The following is a 17117-nucleotide window of genomic DNA, read 5'->3' on the forward strand; positions in this document are numbered from 1 at the left end:
CGAGATTTCGATGGCGTGTCGCCGTTCACCGCCTTTCTGTCGCCCTGGTGCGAGCGACCTGCATGGGCTCAAGGTTCGAGCAGTGCGTCGACATCGGACGATCGCACGATGGTCCCATCACGCACAAAGGCCTCGTGGTTGTCCTCGATGCTGTCATGGTCGTAGAGATAGTTGACCATGATGCCGAAGGATTCCTGGATGCCGCGTGGCGCGTTGTTGCCGAACCAATTGATCCGTTCGAGCCGTGCGCCATTGCCGAGGTGAAAGCGCGCTACGGGGTCGATACGGCTTCCGGGTGACGGCTGCCGCGTCAAATACAGCGCGCAAAACCGCATCAGGACGGGCCGCAGCCTCTCGCTTTTCGCTAAGTCATGCCACCAGCCGTCACGTTCAAGTTCGGGCAACAACGCGGTGTCGGAATCGCTTCCTTCCGCGAGCCAGCGCCGGAAGCCTGGCACCGGCGACAGGGTGGAGAAGCGCTTCAGTTGCGGAAACTCTGCCTGTAGCTCCTCGACCACCTGTTTAATCAGGAAATTGCCGAACGATATGCCGCGCAGGCCATCCTGGCAGTTGGAGATCGAATAGAAAATCGCGGTGTCGGCGCGCGCAGCTTGTGTCCGTGCGGCCTCTTCATCCGTCTCCCGTGAGAGCAGCGGCGGCATGGCGGTGGCCAGTCCCTTTACCAACGCGACTTCGACGAAGATCAGCGGCTCGCCGGGAAGCGCGGGATGGAAGAATGCGAAGCAGCGGCGGTCGGGCGCAAGGCGCCGCCGCAGATCGTCCCAGCCCTTGATCTCATGCACCGCCTCATAGGCGATCAGCTTCTCCAGAACCACCGCCGGGGACTGCCAGTCGATCCGCCGCAGTTCGAGAAAGCCGCGGTTGAACCAGGAGGCGAAGAGATGCCTGAGGTCGCTGTCGAGCAGCTTCAATTCCGGCTCGTCGTGCAGATGTGCGGAGATTTCACTGCGCATCGCGATCAGCGCGCCGGTGCCTCCGGGCGCCATGTTCATGCGCCGCAACAGCTCCTGCCGGGGTGGATCGGCGGCCTGCGCGAGCGCGGCCGCGGCTTCCGCCGTGGTGTTTGCGAGATAACGCTCCGCTACCGTGCGCAGTACCGCTTTGTCGGGCTGAAACTCCGTCCCAAGATAGCGCTGGAAGCTGTGCCGGTCGTCCACATCGAGGGCGCGCAGCACGTGGTGCAGTTCGCGCGCGACCTGCGCGCCGGACGCCTCGCCGCGCTCCGACAGCAGTGTCGCTGCGAGCTGTTTCACGCGATCGACCGGCGCGGGCTTCGAGTTGGCCAGGCCATTTGAGGTTTGCGTGTTCGGGGTCATAGTTGCTTCCTATCCTCAACCGTGGGGGACCGTGGCCGGGTGGAATCTCGCCGGCGGCACGTAGAGTCCGCCTGACGCCGTCACGAGGTCGTCGATGGTTTGGGCCGCGAGCCAGTCGCGGGTTGCGGTATTGACGTCGATGCCGAGGTCGGAGGGGAACATCACGATGCCGCGGCGGCGCAGGCTGTCGCTTATTTCGCCCGACTGTCGCCTGCCGAACTCAGTATAGCCGGCGACGGCGCGCAATGCGGCTTCGCGCTGCAGCGGCGACCAGCAGCGCAAAAGGTTGGCCACGCCACGTTCGGTGACGACATGGGTGACGTCGTCGCCATAAATCATCACCGGCGGTAGCGCAAAACCGGCCGAGGCTGCGAGATCGAACGCGTCCAGCCGTTCGACAAAGCTCGGTGCGCCATTCGGCTGATGGGTCTGCACCATCTGCACCACAAGCTTGCGTCCGCGCAGGGTCTCGCCCGCTTCCTGACCGGCGCGCAGCCAGGTGGGACTGTCGTGGCGGCGGCCACGCGGGTCGGCGCCCATATTCGGCGCGCCGCCGAAGCCCGTGATCCGGCCTTTTGTTGCCGTCGAGCTATTGCCCTGTGCGTCGATCTGCAACGTGCCGCCGATGAAGAGGTCGCAGGCATATTGTCCGGCGACCTGCGCGAGCGCGCGGTTGGACCGCAGATTGCCGTCGGCGCCGACCGGGAATATATCGGCGCGGTTCGAAACGTAGCGTTCCATGCCCAACTCGGAGCCAAAGCAATAGACGCTGTCGACAAAGCCGGCTTCGATCGCGGGGATCAGGGTCGGGTGCGGGTTCAGCACGAAATGACTGGCGATCTTGCCCTTCAGTCCGCGCTGGGCGGCGTAGGTCGGCAGGATCAGTTCGATCGCCGCGGTCGCATAGCCGATGCCGTGATTGAGCCGCCGCACCTGGTAGGGTTCGTAGACCGCGGCGATCGCCATCATCGCCATCAGCACGTTCTCGTTCCTGATCTTGGCGGGATCGCGCGTGAACAGCGGATCGATCAGATAGGGCTTCGGGCTCGGCACCACGACATCGACCCAGTCGCCGGGCACGTCGACCCGCGGCAGCCGGTCCACGATCTCATTGACCTGCGCGACGACGATGCCGCCGCGGAACGCCGCCGCCTCGGTGATGGTCGGCGTGTCTTCGGTATTGGGGCCTGTGTAGAGGTTGCCGTTGCGGTCCGCCTTGTCGGCGACGATCAGCGCCACGCGCGGCGTCAGGTCGACCAGCATACGAGCATAGAGTTCGAGATAGGTATGAATCGCCCCGATCTTTACCGTCCCGTTCGCGACCAGTTCGGCGAGCTTGCGGCTCTGCGGTCCCGCGAAAGCGAAATCCAGCCGGTTCGCGATGCCGCGCTCGAACACGGCGAGATGGTCGGGCAGTGCCAGCACCGACTGCACCATGTGCAGATCGTGCACCCGCGCAGGATCCACCTTCGCCAGGGCTGAGGCGAGAAAATCCGCCTGCTTCTGATTGTCGCCTTCGATCGTCACGCGGTCGCCCGGCTCGATGATGGCTTCGAGCAACAGCGTCGCGCGGTCGGCGGGGCAGACTTTTCCGCTCGTGCCGTTGAGCGCGGCAGCCCGTGCGAGACGGGAGGCGCGATCTGCTCCGCGTCGTGACGTGCCTGACATGATGAATCTCCTTCGCTGTCCTTGAAGCGAAATTAGGAGGCCATCATTGATTATAGAAACGATATTTTATAATATGATTGATCGGGAAACAGGATCAATTGTATGCTGAATTTCAAGCGTCCGTGCCGTGCGAGTGCCGAGCAGACGCTTGGCGAACACGACGTCAAGCCGTCCCGCAAGGAGCTGCTCAGGTCCTTTCGATGGCGGCGACGATGCGCTGGGTGAGGCTGCGGGCGAAGGGGATCGCGAGATGAGCGGTGCTGGCCGCGATCGGCCAGCCGATGGCGAAGGCGGACCTCCATCGCACCACAAAATCATTCCGCCAGCCGATATTGAAGAACGTCAACCCCCGCTCACGACAAAAGCGATAATGGCGGTGATCGCGACTGGAAAGACAAATCTTATTTTTGCCTTCCATGCGTCTCTCGGAGCCTTTGCATTGAGGTATTGGGCAACAATCAAAATTGCCTCGCCAGCTCTACCGCTTGTCTCTTTCCGGCGTCGATCATGTCGACCGCGCGGCCGTCCCAAGTGTGTTCGACGGTGAGAGTTACGACGCTGCGGACGCCTATGAGCCGCAGCCAAAATTCAACGTAACCGCTGAGATATTCGAAGCCTGGCGGAGAGACAGTTTTAAAGCCGGCCTCGTCGCTTTGTCCCCTGACATACACAACGAAAGCCTTATCAATGCTCAACGACGGTCCATAGAACTCTCCGTCGAACGTAAACAGCATGTTTCTTTGACAAGACAGATCAATCAGCTGCTTGAGCTTGTAGGGGAAAGAGAAATTCCACATCGGCACGCCCAGAACGATGCGATCTGCCCGTTGGAAGCGAGAGGCCAACTCCCTGATCTTTTCCCATGTTGCCGTCTCGACCGGCGTCATCGATTCGCCGGAGACACCTTTGTATTTGGCATTGATTGCCTCCGCGTCGAACTCGGGAAGTCCCTCTTGCCAAATATCCAACCTGTCAACTGTAACGTCACGAACGTGCTCTCTAAATTCCGAGAGGAATGCATTGACGATAGCGGTGGACGCAGATTTTTCCTTTCGCGGCGAGGTCACTATGTTCAAGAGATTCATTTTCGTTGCCCTTCTCACGTAGGATGTACAGGCCTCGAGCTGGTAGCCGACAACATGTCCCGTTGAGGTGGACAAGCGACGGTCTGAGGGGGAGACGCGGCGCCCCAGCAGGTTACCGCTGCTGCTGAGGCGCTTCCGTTTTGCTTACATCAAAGCCGGATGCCGGCAGGATTGGTGCGTCGACGAACCTCTGCGGCAGCTTCCCGGTAAGACTCCCGAGAAAAGCGACGATGTCGGCCGTATCCTGATCGCCGAGAGCCCGTCCGAGCTGCACCTTGGCCATGATTCGCACCGCCTCAGGAAGCGAGCGCACCGAGCCGTCATGGAAATAGGGGGGCGTCATCGCGACGTTGCGCAGACTCGGCACCTTGAACACGTAAGTGTCCTGCGGATCGTGCGTCACGTCGAAGCGGCCTTTGTCCGGCTGCGGGCTCCCCGTCGCGGTCCAATAATCCTCGGCGACGCCGAACTTTTGGAAGCTGCCGCCGCCGACGTCCGCGCCGTTATGGCAGGCGCTGCACCCGGTATCGATGAATTTGCGTAACCCGGCGCGCTCCTCCGGCGAGAGCGCCCGAGCATCGCCCGCGAGAAAGGCGTCGAATCGGGACGGCGTCACGAGCGTGCGCTGGAACGCGCCGATCGCCTTGGCCCAGTTATCCGGCGTGACCGGGTCCGGATCCCCGGGAAACTCCTTCCGGAATAGATCGGCATAGCCGGGAATAGCCTTGATGCGGGCCAGCGCGCTCGCATAGTCGGGATTGATGAAGCTGAACGAACCGATCAGCACCTGCTTCGCCTCGTCCTCGACATTCTCGCGATCGCCCCGCCAATGCGCTTTGAACTGAAGAGCGGCATTCAGAATGGTCGGCGCGTTCCGCGGGTTCAGCGTGTCATGGGCGCCGCGCGCCTTCGGCAGGCCATCCGTGCCATAGAGGGCGGGCTGATGGCAGCGGGCGCAGCTCACGGTCCCGTCGACGGAGATTCGCGGATCGAAGAAAAGCTTCCAGCCGAGTTCAACCCGCGAAGGCGTGATCGGGAACTCGGGCGTCGCCATATCCTTGGGTAACGGATGGAAGTTGCTGCGGGCGTTGTTGAGAAGGTCGGCATCGACATCTGCCGCACGCGCAGCCGCATGGTTGGTATCGAAAGCGCCGATCGCGAGCACGAATGCAACGCCCGTCAGCGCAATGCCGGCGGCCAGCGCTGCAAGTGTCTGTAATTTCATCATCGGACTCCGGGATTGATTTTTCTGCGTAGCGGTTATGAGGCCGGCGGGAGCAACGCCCCCGCCCGGGCGGCCTTTAGATCGTCCACTGCCAATCTGCCGGCAGCCACCGGTAGCCGCTCCCCTCGCGCACTACGTGCCCGAAGCCAGGAAAGGGTAGATGGTAGCTACCGACTAACGTCTTGTCGGCCGCTGCGCGGTCGAGGAAGGCAATGCGCGCCTTAGTTGCCCGTGGCACGTCAAGGTCGAATCCGAATGCCCATTCCGGATGCTGGAAGCTGATCGCCGTGTCGACTACGACGTCGCCGGTGAGGAGCATTTCTTGCCTGCCGGAACTGATATGCACCGACATGTGGCCTGGCGTGTGACCGGCGGTGTCGAAGGTGGTCACGCCCGGCGCTACCTCGGCTCCGGCCTTGATCAGGCGCAGCCGGGGGCTGGCCAATTTCAGATTCGCCTGGGTAACCAGCGGCTGCTGCTTGGCGGACACTTTGCCGGGCAGTTCGGGGTCGCTCCAGAAGGCGACCTCTGTCTCGCTGGCGACGAATTCGGCGGAGGGAAACAGCAGCGACGCGTTCTTGCCGTCACTGATACCCCACAGGTGGTCGAAATGGCAGTGAGTGAACAGGATCATGTCGATATCGCCCGGGGCGTAGCCCGCGCTGGCGAGGTTGCCGAGCAACCTGCCGTTCGTGTTCTGGAACTTGTCGACGCCGCAGCCTGCGTCGATCAACACCAACTTGTCGCCGGTGTTGACGAGAATGGTGTTGATTTGCAGCCCCACCGGGCTGGATGGCTGGAACGTGGATGTGAGCAGGCCTCTTGCGTCGTCGGCCCGATCGCCCCACAGCGTTTCGGCGGGGAACGCGAGCGTGCCGTCGCTGACGACGGTGATCTCGATGGTGCCGAGCTTGAAGCGGTAGAACCCAGGCTGCGCATGCTTGCCCACTTGGGGCGCATGGGCCAGAGCGGGAGCTGTCGGGGCGAGTGCGGCGGCCCCGACGACGGTAGAGCCGGCACGCAGGAGCATCCGGCGGTCAAGCATGAGCATGTCTGTTCTCCATCTGTTAGTTGTATTATATTGCGATTATAATCTAAGGTAGCACCGAGGAATTCCAATTAAATTGCGGTTTAGAAAGTTCACTTCGAATCGAATCGCGGCGCGAGGGCTATCCGCGGCGGGCCCTTTACTCAGCGGGAAGCGCGGTGGGATCGCCTTGAGCGACCCGCCGTGTCCTGAGCGTGGAAACCCAGTTTCGAAGACGATCGAGGTAGAGATAGACCACCGGCGTCGTGTACAGGGTCAGCAGCTGCGACACGAGCAGGCCGCCCACGATGGTGTATCCGAGCGGCTGACGAAGTTCCGCGCCGACGCCGGTTCCGATCATCAGGGGCACCGCGCCCAGCAGTGCTGCCATCGTGGTCATGAGGATCGGGCGGAAGCGCAGCACGCAGGCCTTGTAGATGGCGTCTTCCGGCGACAGGTGCTGATGGCGTTCGGCCTCGAGTGCGAAATCGATCAGCATGATCGCGTTTTTCTTGACGATGCCGATGAGCAGGATGATTCCGATCAAAGCGATCACGCTCAGATCGAAGCGAAATGCCATCAGGATCAGTAGCGCACCAATGCCAGCGGACGGCAGCGTCGAAAGGATCGTGATGGGGTGAACGATGCTCTCGTACAGCACGCTCAGGATGATGTAGATGACGACGAGCGCCGCGGCGATCAGCATCGGCGTACTCGACAGCGATGACTGGAACGCCTGGGCATTGCCCTGAAAGCTGGTGGTCAGGGAGAGAGGCTTGCCCAGTTGCCGTTCTGCCTGCTGGATGGCAGCCACCGCATTGCCGATCGACGCTCCGGGCAGCAGATTGAAAGAAATTGTGGTCGACGGGAATTGGCCCTGGTGGTTGACCACGATCGGCGCGACTTTCTCGACGGCTGTGACCAGGGCGTTCAGGGACACCTGCTGCCCGCTCGACGACGTAACGTAGATGTCGCTTAAGGCGCCAGGCCCGAACTGGAACTCCGGGGAGACTTCAAGCACCACGTGATATTGATTCTGCTGTGTCAGTATGGTCGAGACGATGCGCTGACCGAACGCGTCGGAGAGCGTATTGTCGATTGTCGCGGGCAGGATTCCGTGGCTCGAAGCAACGTCGCGGTTGATCGTGATATCGAGCAGAGGGCCCGCGTTCTGCTGGTCGCTGGCGACGTCGGCAATGCCGGGAATGCTCTTCAGCTTGTCGAGGAAGATCGACGACCAGTAATTGAGTTCGCCGGGGTCTGCGTCGACAAGCGTATATTGATACTGCGTTCTCGAAAGGCGCGCTCCAATGGTGATGTCCTGGGCCGCCTGCATATAAAGTGCAATCCCCTGAATCTTGGCGAGCTTTGACCGCAGCCGATTGATGACGTCGTCGGCACTGGCGGTACGCTCGCCTTTCGGCTTCAGCGAGATGAATATTCGGCCGTTGTTCAGCGTAGGCGTCGAGCCGCTAGGCCCGATAAACGAGCCGACCGAGGCGATCGCAGGATCCTGCAGCACCGTATCGACCACCGCCTGCTGGCGCTCGGACATCGCTGGGAAGGAAATATCCTGGGAGGCCTCGGTAATGCCGAAGATGAATCCGGTGTCTTGTTGCGGGAAGAATCCCTTCGGAATGATGACGTAAAGGTATCCCGTCAGGGCAATCGTGGCCAGCAGGGTCATCAGCGTGATGAATTGGTGACGCATCACGATCTTTAATCCGCGCTCGTAAAGCGAGAGCAGTCCGTCGAATCCGTGTTCGAGTATCCGATCGAGGAGGCCGTGCTCACGGCTCTCGGGTTTGAGCAGACGCGAGCACATCATCGGCGTGAGCGTCAGTGAAATCACGAGCGACAGCACCAGCGATACGCTGACGGTGATCGCGAATTCCCGGAACAGCAGTCCGACGTAACCGCCCATCAGGAACAGCGGGATGAACACGGCGATCAATGAAAGCGTGATCGAAACAATGGTGAAGCCGATCTCGGCTGCGCCGGTGAGGGCCGCCTGCATCGGCGAGAGGCCGTCCTCGAGATGGCGGACGATATTCTCGATGACCACGACCGCGTCGTCCACCACGAAACCGACAGCGATCGTCAACGCCATCAGCGACAAATTGTCGAGGCTATAGCCGAGTTCGTAGAGCACAGCGAATGTGCCGATCAGCGAGAGGGGCACGGTCACGGCTGGAATGATCGTCGCCCAGAAATTGCGCAGGAAAACAAAGATCACCATGACCACTAGTGCGACCGTCAACACCAGCGTGAATTGCACGTCGCTGACCGAAGCGCGGATGGTCTGGGTACGATCCGACAGGATCGAAACCTTGATGTCGGAGGGAATCGATGCCTGCAGTTGAGGCAGCATCGCCTTGACGCGATCGACGGTCGCGATGACATTGGCGCCTGGCTGACGCTGGATGGCGAGAATGACGGCTCGTTGGCGGTTGGACCACCCGGCGAGCAGATCGTTTTCGGGCGCGTTGATTGCCTTGCCGATGTCGCTCACCCGCACCGCCGAGCCATTGCGATAGGCGATGATTAGGGAGTTATAGGCATCCGGAGTTGGCAGCTGATCGTTGGTGTTAAGCGTGTAGGTCTTGCGCGGGCTGTTGAGGGTGCCCTTCGGCATATCGACGTTGGCCTGGCTAACCACGTTGCGCACGTCTTCAAGGCCGATCCCGCGCGCCGCGAGCGCCTGCGGATTGACCTGTATCCGTATCGCCGGCTTTTGCTGGCCGCCGATGCCGACGAGACCCACCCCGGAAATCTGGGAGATTTTCTGCAGCAGGATGTTCTCGGCATAGGCATCCACGGTGGTCATCGGCAGCGTATCGGACGTCAGGGCGAGCAGAAGGACTGGTGCGTCTGCCGGATTGACCTTGCGGATGGTTGGCGGAAAGATCATGGCGGGCGGCAGCTGCCCGCTGGCGGCGTTGATCGCGGCCAACGTATCCGTCGCAGCTCCCTCGATGTCGCGGTTGAGGTCGAACTGCAGCGTGATCGCAGTGGTCCCAAGCGCGCTCGAGGAGGTCATCTGGATGAGGCCAGGAATTTGGCCGAACTGCTCCTCGAGCGGCGTTGCGACCGACGAGGCAATGGTCTGGGGATCGGCGCCCGGCAGCTGGGCTGTTACCGAAAGGGTCGGATAATTCACGTTCGGCAGCGCCGCGACCGGCAGCAGCGGGTAGGCTGCAAGGCCGAGCAGCAACAAGCCGACCATCAGCATTGAGGTCGCGATCGGCCGCGCGATGAATGGTGCGGAAATGTTCATGGGATGGCAATCTGCTGGGCACTTTGTGCCGCGGCCTCGGCTGCCGCCTTTCCGCGCAAGATGGTGACATGGCTGCCGGGTTGCAGCTTGTATTGCCCGTCGACGACAACCTGTTCGTTCGCGGCAAGTCCGCTATCGATCAACGCCTGACCGTTGCTGGTTTGCGCAACCGTAATCGTTCGCGATTCGACGGTGCCGTCGGGCTTGATCACGTAGGCATAGAAGCCCTGTTGGCCCTGCTGAACGGCTCCGGCCGGAACCGTCAATCCATTCTGCCGCGCATCCAACAGCAGCCGCGCATTGACCAGTTCCCCCGGCCACAGCCGATGCGCGGTATTTGGAAATTCGGCCTTGAGCTGGACCGCGCCGGTTGTCTGCAGAATCTCGTTATTGATGAGATCGACCTTGCCGACATCAAGCTGGACCTTGTCGTCCTGGCTGTAGGCAAGAACCTTCAGCGGAGTCTTGTTGGCCATATGTTGCTGGATTTGCGGCAGATCAGTTTCGGGAAGCGTGAAGATCAGCGAGATTGGCTCGATCTGGGTCACGACAACTAGACCATTGGGGTCGGTCGGGTGGATGATGTTGCCCACATCGACCTGCCGCACGCCCGTGATGCCCGAGATTGGCGACGTCAATCGGGTATATTCAAGCTGGACTTGCGCCTGCGCGATCAGCGCCTGATCGGATTTGACGGCGTTTTGCAGCTGCGCCACCTGTGCCTTCTGGGTGTCGACGAGCTGCGGCGTCGCATCTCCTTTGCTCGCCAGTTGCATGTAGCGACCGAGGTTGGCGAGCGCGTTTGTCAGCTGTGCCTGATCGCGATCGCGTGTGGCGGTCACTTGGTCCAGCTGCGACTGGAAGGGACGCGGATCGATCTGGGCCAGCAGATCGCCCGCGTGAACCGCGTGGCCTTCGGCGAAAGCGATCTGCGTCAGCTGTCCCTGAATCTGGCTGCGCACGATATCGGTGTTGTAGGCGATGACGGTGCCGATACCGCGCAGGTAGATCGGCACGTCCTGGGTGCTGACGGTTCCGGCGACGACCGGTATCGAAGGCGCCCGCGCTTGCTGCGGTCGCGGTGATGTTTTGTGCGTGACGGCAAATGCGCCGCCACCCGCGATCAAAACGACAATGATGGCAACAACTGCGGTTCTCAAACGCATGGATGTGGCTCCTATGAACGTGGTGTCAGCAGCCGCCGGAAGACATCGATGATCCTGCCATCGTCGACATTCCCGTAGTCGGACATGGCACCGTGTTCGTCCCGGTCGGCACGACGGTCGACTGGCTCTGCAGCGTAGTATCCGGCAATGGACTGAGGCCGCCCGTTCCGAGCTCGGTGGATCCCACCGGAATTCCGACGCGCCCGACGGTGGTACGCGAGCCGATGGCTGGAGACGAAGCCGATGCGGTTGGACTGGACGATGCGGTCGTGGCGGTCCCGCACGTACCCGACGCGGTTCCGGCGATCCCAGCGCCGTCGAACAGCGGGGTCGGCGCCGAGGTCCCGGATATGGCCCCCGTCGCCGAAGATTCTCCCGGGAGCGAACCGGCGGTTCCGTTCGTCGGATTTCCCATGCCGGAGGCTGCTGTCTGCATCGCCCCCATGGTGCTGGAACACGCCGAGGGCGTCGTCATTGTCATCGCGCTTGAGGCGGAGGAACCTGACGTCATCGGACTAACGCCCGGCGTCGCAAGCTCGATGGCCCCGAGTGGAAGGCCGGTCCCGCCGACCGGCGCCGCCGCACCGATTCCGAGCGGCGAAGTCATACCTAGCGGCGGGGTGACGGCGCCCATGCCGACCTGTGCGAATGCGGCGCCAACGTTACACAATGACCAGACGGTCGCGGCGGCCAAAATCCCTTTTGCAGTCTTTTGTGTGTTACAGTTCTTCATTCCTGATCTCTCCTATTCTCGTGGCTTTCTTCCGAGGAACTGGCATGAAATCGATTGGTCGGGCTCACCGGACCGAGACGGAGATCGCCACATCGACATTGCTTCGGATCGCATTCGAGTATGGGCAGATCGCATGAGCACCCTGGAATGCGGGGATCGATGACCATTCGGACCAGCGCCGTGACCTTGGGGTCGATCCCAACTTCACTAACTTTTATGGGCAAGGATGCCACTCACCATCGTCGCCCATATACTTCCCGGACGCCGGGTCGTAGTACGCCCAACGCTGGGCGCAATAGGAAGCATCAGTGCTCGATACCACGGAGCCAACGCTTGCTTGAATACCGCGGAACCCGCCGCTGCCGACGTGCATCGCAACGCCACCGCGGAGCCCCACGGCGAAGGCCGGGGTTGCAACTGCTAACGCCAATGACAGGGCCGTCGCCCCTATTCCAATTAACTTGCGGTTCGATGTCATCTCATCCTCCTTGTTGCTTAAGTGGTCGAGGCCGCTACCGGCACGTGCGGAATTTGAGTGGCGGCGCATACAGGCCGCCGGACCAGACAACGAGATCGTCAATTGTCCGCGCGGAGAGCAGATCGCGCGTCGCATCCTTTGCATCGATCCTAAGGTCGGATGGCCGCATCACGATCCGGCGTTCGCGCAGATTATCGCTCATGTCTCGAGCTTGAGCGCGTCCAAAGTCCGTGTCTCCGGCGATGGCGCGCACCGTGCCTTCACGTTCCTTGGGAGACCGGCACAGCAGGAGATTTGCGACACCCTGTTCGGTGATGACGTGGGTGACGTCGTCGCCGTAGATCATCACCGGCGGCAATTCGAATCCTGCTGCTGTTGCGAGATCGATCGCGTCGAGCCGCTCCACGAAGCTCGGCATCCCATCTGGCTGGCGGGAGGCGCGATCTGCTCCACGTCGTGACGTGTCTGACATAATGAACCTCTTTCGCTGTCCTTGAAGCGACAGGTGGGAGGTCATCATTGATTATAGAAATGATATTTTATAATATGATTGATCGAAAAAGAGGATCAATCGCATGCTGGAATTCGAGTTGCTGCGTTCCTTTGTTGCCGTAGCCGACTGCGGCGGTTTCCACCACGCCGCGGAGCGGCTCAACCTGACGCAGTCGACGGTAAGCCAGCAGATCAAGCGGCTTGAGCTCGAGACCAAACGGCCCTTGTTCCGGCGGACAACGCGCAGCGTCGCACTGACCGACGATGGCGAGATGCTGCTCGGCGACGCGCGTCGCCTGTTGCAATTTGAGGAAGCGGCCCGTCATCGCCTGGCGGCGCCGCGGCTGTCTGGCACGGCGCGTCTCGGCGTGGTCGAGGAGGTCGCCGGCGGCTCACTGCCTTCGGCGCTCGGCCGCTTCGCCAAGCTCCATCCGGGCGTGAAGCTCGAGGTGCAGATCGGCGTCAGCGCGGAATTGATCGAGCAACTTAATGCGGGGCGGCTTGACGTCGTGTTCGCAAAGCGCCCGCTCGGAACCTCGAAAGGGCGTCTGGTGTGGCGTGAGCCGCTGGTCTGGGCCGCGGCCGACACGTTCGATCTTGTTCCAGGCGCGGCGCTGCCGCTGGCCCTGTATCGCGAGCGATCGGTTTCCCGCGAGGCTGCACTCGCCGCGCTCAACGACAACGAACTGACCTGGGAGATCATCTATACCAGCCCCAGTTTGACAGGCGTGCGCGCGGCGGCGCTCGCGGGCCTCGCCATCACCCCGCTTCCTGCCAGCGCGCTGATCGCGGGCTTGCGCGTTCTCGGTGCGGAAGAGGGGCTGCCGCCTCTTCCTGACCTTGAGTTCGCGATCTACGAGAAGGCACGGCCCGACAAGGCCGCCGCGGCACTGGCTGCGGTTCTGCTGACGCTTGCACAGGGACCATCTCGCCCGGCGATCTGAGATGAACCGGCACTTCAATCGTCGAGAGCCGGCTGTGGGTTGTCAAAAGCTGCATTTGAGGAAGGTCCGCTTCTGGCGCAATGCGGCCGTTCGTACGCAAACAGCATCCCGTGACGGATAAGGAATAAGTAGAGAGTCTCTCAGTTTGGAATCAGGCTCGGGGAGGGGGCGCTTAACGGTTCATAGTGGGAGGCCGCGACATCAGTGCTTCGGTGGCGTGTGCGAACATCCGGGGCGTTCGTCGCGGCAGCTTTCATCCCCTCCGAGACGAACGCCGTCGTAGCGTCGGTAACCAATGTGACGTCAATCCGAACCCGTCGCCGGCTGCGTCGCAGGATATCGCGCTATGTTGCAGATTCGAGGAGATGTAGGACGTGGAGGGATTCGAACCATAGTAAACATTGCTATGCGGCGAGCAGGGGAATCGCCTGTTCGAGCAACCGCAAGAGTCGGGTGTTGCGTGTCCCCGTAGCATAGCAAAGCTCAGACACTGAAAGACAGATAGCCGCCGAGAACGGCGACGACTGTGGAGCCATATACCGGGATCGGCACAGTAGTAGCCCACTTTTGCCGTCCCGCGGTACACCAGAACTCAGGCTGCCTCGGCGACACTGTCGCCGGAGCGGCCTTCCTTGAGCGTGTTGGCCCACCAGACGAGCTCGTCCAGCATCGGCTTGGCGTAGTCGTCGAGGTAGGGATAGTCCGCCATGGACTTGCCCTCGCGCATCATGCCCATCATCTCGATCATACAGATATGAATGGTGCGCGGGAGCGAGGCCACTTGCGCCGTGGCGAGGATATTCCGCAAATGGTCGACGGCGCGGGCCGCGCCGCCGCCGCCATAGCCGAGGAACGTCGCCGGCTTGCGATTGATCTGGGAGGTGAGATAGTCGAGGGCATTCTTCAGCACGGCCGGGATGCTGTGATTGTATTCCGCCGTGACGAAGATGTAGCCGTCGAGGCTGGCGACTTTCTCGCCCCAGCGCAGTGCGACTTCGTTCTGCGGCGGCGCAACGTGCAGTGGCACCTTTTCCTGGAAGAACGGCATGGGATAATCGCGCAGATCGACAATCTCGAAATCGGCGTCATTGCGCTCCTTGGCGATATTGAACAGCCAGTTCGTCGGGATCGGCGAACCGCCCGGGACGGGTCGTGCTGATGATGATTCCGATTTTGGGTCGCTTTTGCATAGTCGCTTTCCTAGACACTTACGATTGGTAAGCCACCATGTAGCGGTAACCACGGTGGGCGGAAGATCGCACTTTTTCCGCAGTGACTTACCCGCCAGTAAGTGAGGTCGCGCTAATCGTCGACGACGGCGCTATCGTCGGGGGATTGCTCCCGGAATCGCTCGCGCGCCTCTTCGATGTCGTTCTGGTTCTCCATCACCCAGTTACCGATCGGGGCCAGCGCAACCTTGAGCGAGCGCCCGCGGTCGGGAGAGCTCGTATTCAACCCGCGGCGGAATCGTGGGGTAAACCGTTCGGATCAAAATCCTGTCATGCTCGAGATTTCGCAGCGTAACGGTCAACATGCGCTGGGAGATGCCATGGATCGTCCGGTGCAATTCCGTGAAGCGCATCCGCCGGTCGCCGAGCACCATCAGAAGAAGGATTGTCCATTTGTCACCGAGCCGCGCCAGGATGTCTCCGGCCCGGCGGCAATCAGCGGGAAGTTGTTGTGGTTCAGAGCTCATGCAGCAAACATAAGGTCGATTACGCCATGAATAAAGACCGCAGGCGCATCGATCTTCGTAATGGACTTTCATCTGGCCGCGGGGAAAGGATGGGCTTATTTGACAGGTATTGATTCTCCCGAGCTGGAATTTCCGCGATCGTGGTGCGACAGCGCGCCTGATTTGCCAGCCATGGACGAGGGGGCGCGGGTCTGAGATCAATCCGCACAGTGGCCGTCATGCCCGCCACCAGGCGCACGCCGTCCGGCACCTGATCGACGCGAATGCGCACCGGCACGCGCGGGCGAGGCGTACCCAGGTGAAGATCGGATTGACCGTGGCGAGCCCCGCGCACGACTGGCCGATCGCCTATGAGGACGTGGCGCCGTGGTACGACAAGGTCGCGTACGACATAGGCATTTCGGGTGACGCCAAGGCGGAGGGGTTGTGGCGACCGGCCGGCCGCGACTACCCGATGCCGCCGATGAAGACCTTCAAGAATGGCGAGGTCTGGCTCAAGGGTTTCGCCGCCAACAACATCCGTATGGTACCGGCGGCGGTTGCCATGAACTCGGTCGACTTCAAGGGTCGGCCTGCCTGCATCTATGACGGCTGGTGCCATGTCGGCTGTCCGATCGGTGCTCTCGCGAATCCGCTGGTGACCTATCTCGGCGAAGCGCGGGCGGCGGGTGCCGAGGTACGGGCGTGGAGCACGGTGACGCGCGTCCTCACCGATGCGTCCGGCAAGAAGGCGACCGGAGTCGAATATTTCGACCGAGATGGCGAAAAGCATATCCAGCCGGCGAGCGTTGTCGTGTGCGCCTCATGGGCGGCGCAGAGCCCACGGCTCCTGCTCAACTCCGCGACCGACAAGCATCCTAACGGCCTCGCCAATGCGAGCGGGCTCGACGAAATCCCAAACGGGTTTGCGGCTGACAGGCACCCATTCAAATGGAATCGATCAACTACTGATGAGTAAATTCGCAAAATGGAGTCAGTTCGCTATCCGCAAATAGTAAAGACCTTGTCGGTCAACCACAGGGAATGTTCCAAACATCCGCTTGGCGAAATGGCCGGTCCTGGCGCAAAATGGCCATTCATCAGCGCATCACGTCCGATCAGATCGGAGACGGGGGAGGCCGATCTACTCCTGAGGGCAATCGAAAACCTCTCCGACGGTGTGCCTAGTTGCACTCGCGCCGCAGCCATCCCTCCTATTGCTCGCAAAGGTATTTTGACCCGCGAGGCGTCGAAAAGTAAGATTCGAGTTCCGCCAACGCGAGCCGCTCCCATTCCTTGGCCTGCTCGAGCAAGGAGAAACGCTGCGGTGGCCGGAACGCCGCTGTTTGCCGATACAGCGAGGCTATCGCGCGAAATCTGCGCACGTTTTCGAGCACCGCTTTGCCGCTCATGATCATTCTCCCAGTCTGGTCCCGGAGCCGATTGTGGCGGGTGGCGATTTTCTAATTCGTTAGCGGGCCCTCCCTCGAGATGTCGAATGGTTTCCGAATTGTTGAGCCTCTCCGTCACGCGCGGCTCGAGCCAGCAACCGCGGTTCAGGTTCACGAAAGGGGAATGTGCGGCTGTATGAAGCGTGGCGCACGTTTTATTTCGTAGGCGCGGCTGATTGCCGCCTACTCCTGCGTCGAGGACTTCTTCAGGCGGGCGATCCACCTTTTGGCGGTCCGGATTTCGATGTCCTTGTTCTGGAAATCTTCCATCGCTTCCAATTCGGCCCGAAACGATTGCCAGGTCCCCAGGGTGTCGAACGGGCTGGGTCGATCGATCATCACGACGGGCAGGCGGCCTGTCACCGAATACTCCATTCCGCGCCACCTTGGCGGCGGTCTTGATGGTTTCAAATAAGCCGAGGTCTCGTCAATGAAAGCCGCGGCATATTCTAGTCGATCGTCACCGGTCGGTTCTTTTGATACTCGGCTTCCTTTTCCGCCAGTTCTTGCGCTCGTCGTTCACCTTTTCCTGGGTAGAAGAATGAATTCGCGTAAGCGT

The 17117-nt window shown here is 61.2% G+C and carries 19 protein-coding genes; 4 read left to right on the forward strand and 15 right to left on the reverse strand.

What is annotated here, in order from left to right:
- Positions 1–68: 68 nt before the first annotated feature.
- The 8 genes from B5527_RS02705 to B5527_RS02740 form a co-directional block, all read right to left on the reverse strand.
- The gene (locus B5527_RS02705) at positions 69–1337 is read right to left on the reverse strand and encodes a malonyl-CoA decarboxylase (RefSeq protein ID WP_079599918.1); all 1269 of its coding nucleotides are present in this window, start codon (positions 1335–1337) and stop codon (positions 69–71) included.
- Positions 1338–1352: 15 nt separating this feature from the next.
- The gene (gene mdcA / locus B5527_RS02710) at positions 1353–3005 is read right to left on the reverse strand and encodes a malonate decarboxylase subunit alpha (RefSeq protein ID WP_079599919.1); all 1653 of its coding nucleotides are present in this window, start codon (positions 3003–3005) and stop codon (positions 1353–1355) included.
- Positions 3006–3192: 187 nt separating this feature from the next.
- Positions 3193–3423, reverse strand: a complete 231-nt coding sequence (locus tag B5527_RS02715; RefSeq protein WP_079599920.1) for a DUF2798 domain-containing protein — start codon at positions 3421–3423, stop codon at positions 3193–3195.
- Between the two features lie 40 nt (positions 3424–3463).
- Positions 3464–4090 (reverse strand): FMN-dependent NADH-azoreductase, encoded by a 627-nt coding sequence (locus tag B5527_RS02720; protein WP_079599921.1) that lies wholly within the window; start codon positions 4088–4090, stop codon positions 3464–3466.
- A gap of 112 nt (positions 4091–4202) precedes the next feature.
- Entirely contained in the window at positions 4203–5315 is a 1113-nt protein-coding gene (locus B5527_RS02725) for a cytochrome-c peroxidase (RefSeq protein ID WP_079607006.1), read from the reverse strand.
- A gap of 76 nt (positions 5316–5391) precedes the next feature.
- Positions 5392–6366, reverse strand: a complete 975-nt coding sequence (locus tag B5527_RS02730; RefSeq protein ID WP_079599922.1) for an MBL fold metallo-hydrolase — start codon at positions 6364–6366, stop codon at positions 5392–5394.
- 136 nt (positions 6367–6502) lie between these two features.
- On the reverse strand, positions 6503–9619 hold the full coding sequence (locus tag B5527_RS02735) for a multidrug efflux RND transporter permease subunit (RefSeq protein ID WP_079599923.1): 3117 nt from the start codon (positions 9617–9619) through the stop codon (positions 6503–6505).
- Positions 9616–10785 carry an efflux RND transporter periplasmic adaptor subunit gene (locus B5527_RS02740; protein ID WP_079599924.1) on the reverse strand — a complete coding sequence of 390 codons (1170 nt, stop codon included), beginning with the start codon at positions 10783–10785 and terminating at the stop codon, positions 9616–9618. The genes B5527_RS02735 and B5527_RS02740 overlap by 4 nt, the downstream gene beginning before the upstream one ends.
- Positions 10786–11198: 413 nt before the next feature.
- On the opposite strand from B5527_RS02740, the gene B5527_RS43340 reads away from it, so the two are divergent.
- Positions 11199–11681 carry a hypothetical protein gene (locus B5527_RS43340; protein WP_154071968.1) on the forward strand — a complete coding sequence of 161 codons (483 nt, stop codon included), beginning with the start codon at positions 11199–11201 and terminating at the stop codon, positions 11679–11681.
- Positions 11682–11732: 51 nt separating this feature from the next.
- On the opposite strand, the gene B5527_RS47300 is transcribed toward B5527_RS43340, so the two are convergent.
- Positions 11733–12140: a BA14K family protein gene (locus tag B5527_RS47300; protein ID WP_172842459.1), complete on the reverse strand. Its 408-nt coding sequence runs from the start codon at positions 12138–12140 to the stop codon at positions 11733–11735.
- On the reverse strand, positions 12031–12414 hold the full coding sequence (locus tag B5527_RS02755) for a malonate decarboxylase subunit alpha (protein ID WP_245332477.1): 384 nt from the start codon (positions 12412–12414) through the stop codon (positions 12031–12033). Before B5527_RS02755 ends, B5527_RS47300 begins: the two co-directional genes overlap by 110 nt.
- A gap of 157 nt (positions 12415–12571) precedes the next feature.
- On the opposite strand from B5527_RS02755, the gene B5527_RS02760 reads away from it, so the two are divergent.
- On the forward strand, positions 12572–13432 hold the full coding sequence (locus tag B5527_RS02760) for a LysR substrate-binding domain-containing protein (RefSeq protein WP_079599928.1): 861 nt from the start codon (positions 12572–12574) through the stop codon (positions 13430–13432).
- 592 nt (positions 13433–14024) lie between these two features.
- Here the strand turns inward: B5527_RS02760 and B5527_RS02765 are convergent.
- The 3 genes from B5527_RS02765 to B5527_RS47310 are packed head-to-tail and all read right to left on the reverse strand — an operon-like array spanning position 14025 to position 15035.
- Complete coding sequence (locus tag B5527_RS02765; RefSeq protein ID WP_245332478.1) at positions 14025–14675, reverse strand: NADPH-dependent FMN reductase; 651 nt, start codon at positions 14673–14675, stop codon at positions 14025–14027.
- Between the two features lie 59 nt (positions 14676–14734).
- Positions 14735–14887, reverse strand: coding sequence for a hypothetical protein (locus B5527_RS47305; RefSeq protein ID WP_338065145.1), 153 nt, complete (start codon positions 14885–14887; stop codon positions 14735–14737).
- Complete coding sequence (locus B5527_RS47310) at positions 14826–15035, reverse strand: winged helix-turn-helix transcriptional regulator (protein ID WP_338065121.1); 210 nt, start codon at positions 15033–15035, stop codon at positions 14826–14828. Before B5527_RS47310 ends, B5527_RS47305 begins: the two co-directional genes overlap by 62 nt.
- Between B5527_RS47310 and B5527_RS47315 the strand changes: the two genes are divergently transcribed.
- Both B5527_RS47315 and B5527_RS46035 read left to right on the forward strand, forming a co-directional pair.
- Positions 14934–15158, forward strand: coding sequence for a hypothetical protein (locus tag B5527_RS47315; RefSeq protein ID WP_338065146.1), 225 nt, complete (start codon positions 14934–14936; stop codon positions 15156–15158). The two genes, B5527_RS47310 and B5527_RS47315, sit on opposite strands and share 102 nt — an antisense overlap.
- Positions 15159–15426: 268 nt before the next feature.
- Positions 15427–16086, forward strand: a complete 660-nt coding sequence (locus tag B5527_RS46035) for a GMC family oxidoreductase N-terminal domain-containing protein (RefSeq protein WP_079599929.1) — start codon at positions 15427–15429, stop codon at positions 16084–16086.
- 235 nt (positions 16087–16321) lie between these two features.
- Here B5527_RS46035 and B5527_RS02780 read toward each other — a convergent pair whose 3' ends face one another.
- Both B5527_RS02780 and B5527_RS02785 read right to left on the reverse strand, forming a co-directional pair.
- Entirely contained in the window at positions 16322–16519 is a 198-nt protein-coding gene (locus B5527_RS02780) for a hypothetical protein (protein ID WP_172842460.1), read from the reverse strand.
- A 222-nt stretch (positions 16520–16741) separates the two neighbouring features.
- Entirely contained in the window at positions 16742–16921 is a 180-nt protein-coding gene (locus tag B5527_RS02785) for a hypothetical protein (protein ID WP_154071970.1), read from the reverse strand.
- Positions 16922–17117: the final 196 nt, after the last annotated feature.

This window comes from Bradyrhizobium erythrophlei (assembly GCF_900129425.1).
Classification (GTDB): Bacteria; Pseudomonadota; Alphaproteobacteria; order Rhizobiales; family Xanthobacteraceae; genus Bradyrhizobium; species Bradyrhizobium erythrophlei_C.

Bases quoted from the DNA above. Each gene is read 5' to 3' on its own strand.
- B5527_RS02760 (WP_079599928.1), top strand. From the start codon at position 12,572: ATGCTGGAATTCGAGTTGCTGCGTTCCTTTGTTGCCGTAGCCGACTGC.
- B5527_RS02720 (WP_079599921.1), bottom strand. From the start codon at position 4,090: ATGAATCTCTTGAACATAGTGACCTCGCCGCGAAAGGAAAAATCTGCG.
- B5527_RS02705 (WP_079599918.1), bottom strand. From the start codon at position 1,337: ATGACCCCGAACACGCAAACCTCAAATGGCCTGGCCAACTCGAAGCCC.
- B5527_RS02715 (WP_079599920.1), bottom strand. From the start codon at position 3,423: ATGGAAGGCAAAAATAAGATTTGTCTTTCCAGTCGCGATCACCGCCAT.
- B5527_RS02740 (WP_079599924.1), bottom strand. From the start codon at position 10,785: ATGCGTTTGAGAACCGCAGTTGTTGCCATCATTGTCGTTTTGATCGCG.
- B5527_RS02780 (WP_172842460.1), bottom strand. From the start codon at position 16,519: ATGAGCGGCAAAGCGGTGCTCGAAAACGTGCGCAGATTTCGCGCGATA.
- B5527_RS47300 (WP_172842459.1), bottom strand. From the start codon at position 12,140: ATGCAAAGGATGCGACGCGCGATCTGCTCTCCGCGCGGACAATTGACG.
- mdcA (WP_079599919.1), bottom strand. From the start codon at position 3,005: ATGTCAGGCACGTCACGACGCGGAGCAGATCGCGCCTCCCGTCTCGCA.
- B5527_RS02755 (WP_245332477.1), bottom strand. From the start codon at position 12,414: ATGCCGAGCTTCGTGGAGCGGCTCGACGCGATCGATCTCGCAACAGCA.
- B5527_RS43340 (WP_154071968.1), top strand. From the start codon at position 11,199: ATGCCGGAGGCTGCTGTCTGCATCGCCCCCATGGTGCTGGAACACGCC.
- B5527_RS02730 (WP_079599922.1), bottom strand. From the start codon at position 6,366: ATGCTCATGCTTGACCGCCGGATGCTCCTGCGTGCCGGCTCTACCGTC.
- B5527_RS47310 (WP_338065121.1), bottom strand. From the start codon at position 15,035: ATGGTGCTCGGCGACCGGCGGATGCGCTTCACGGAATTGCACCGGACG.
- B5527_RS47315 (WP_338065146.1), top strand. From the start codon at position 14,934: ATGCTCGAGATTTCGCAGCGTAACGGTCAACATGCGCTGGGAGATGCC.
- B5527_RS02725 (WP_079607006.1), bottom strand. From the start codon at position 5,315: ATGAAATTACAGACACTTGCAGCGCTGGCCGCCGGCATTGCGCTGACG.
- B5527_RS02735 (WP_079599923.1), bottom strand. From the start codon at position 9,619: ATGAACATTTCCGCACCATTCATCGCGCGGCCGATCGCGACCTCAATG.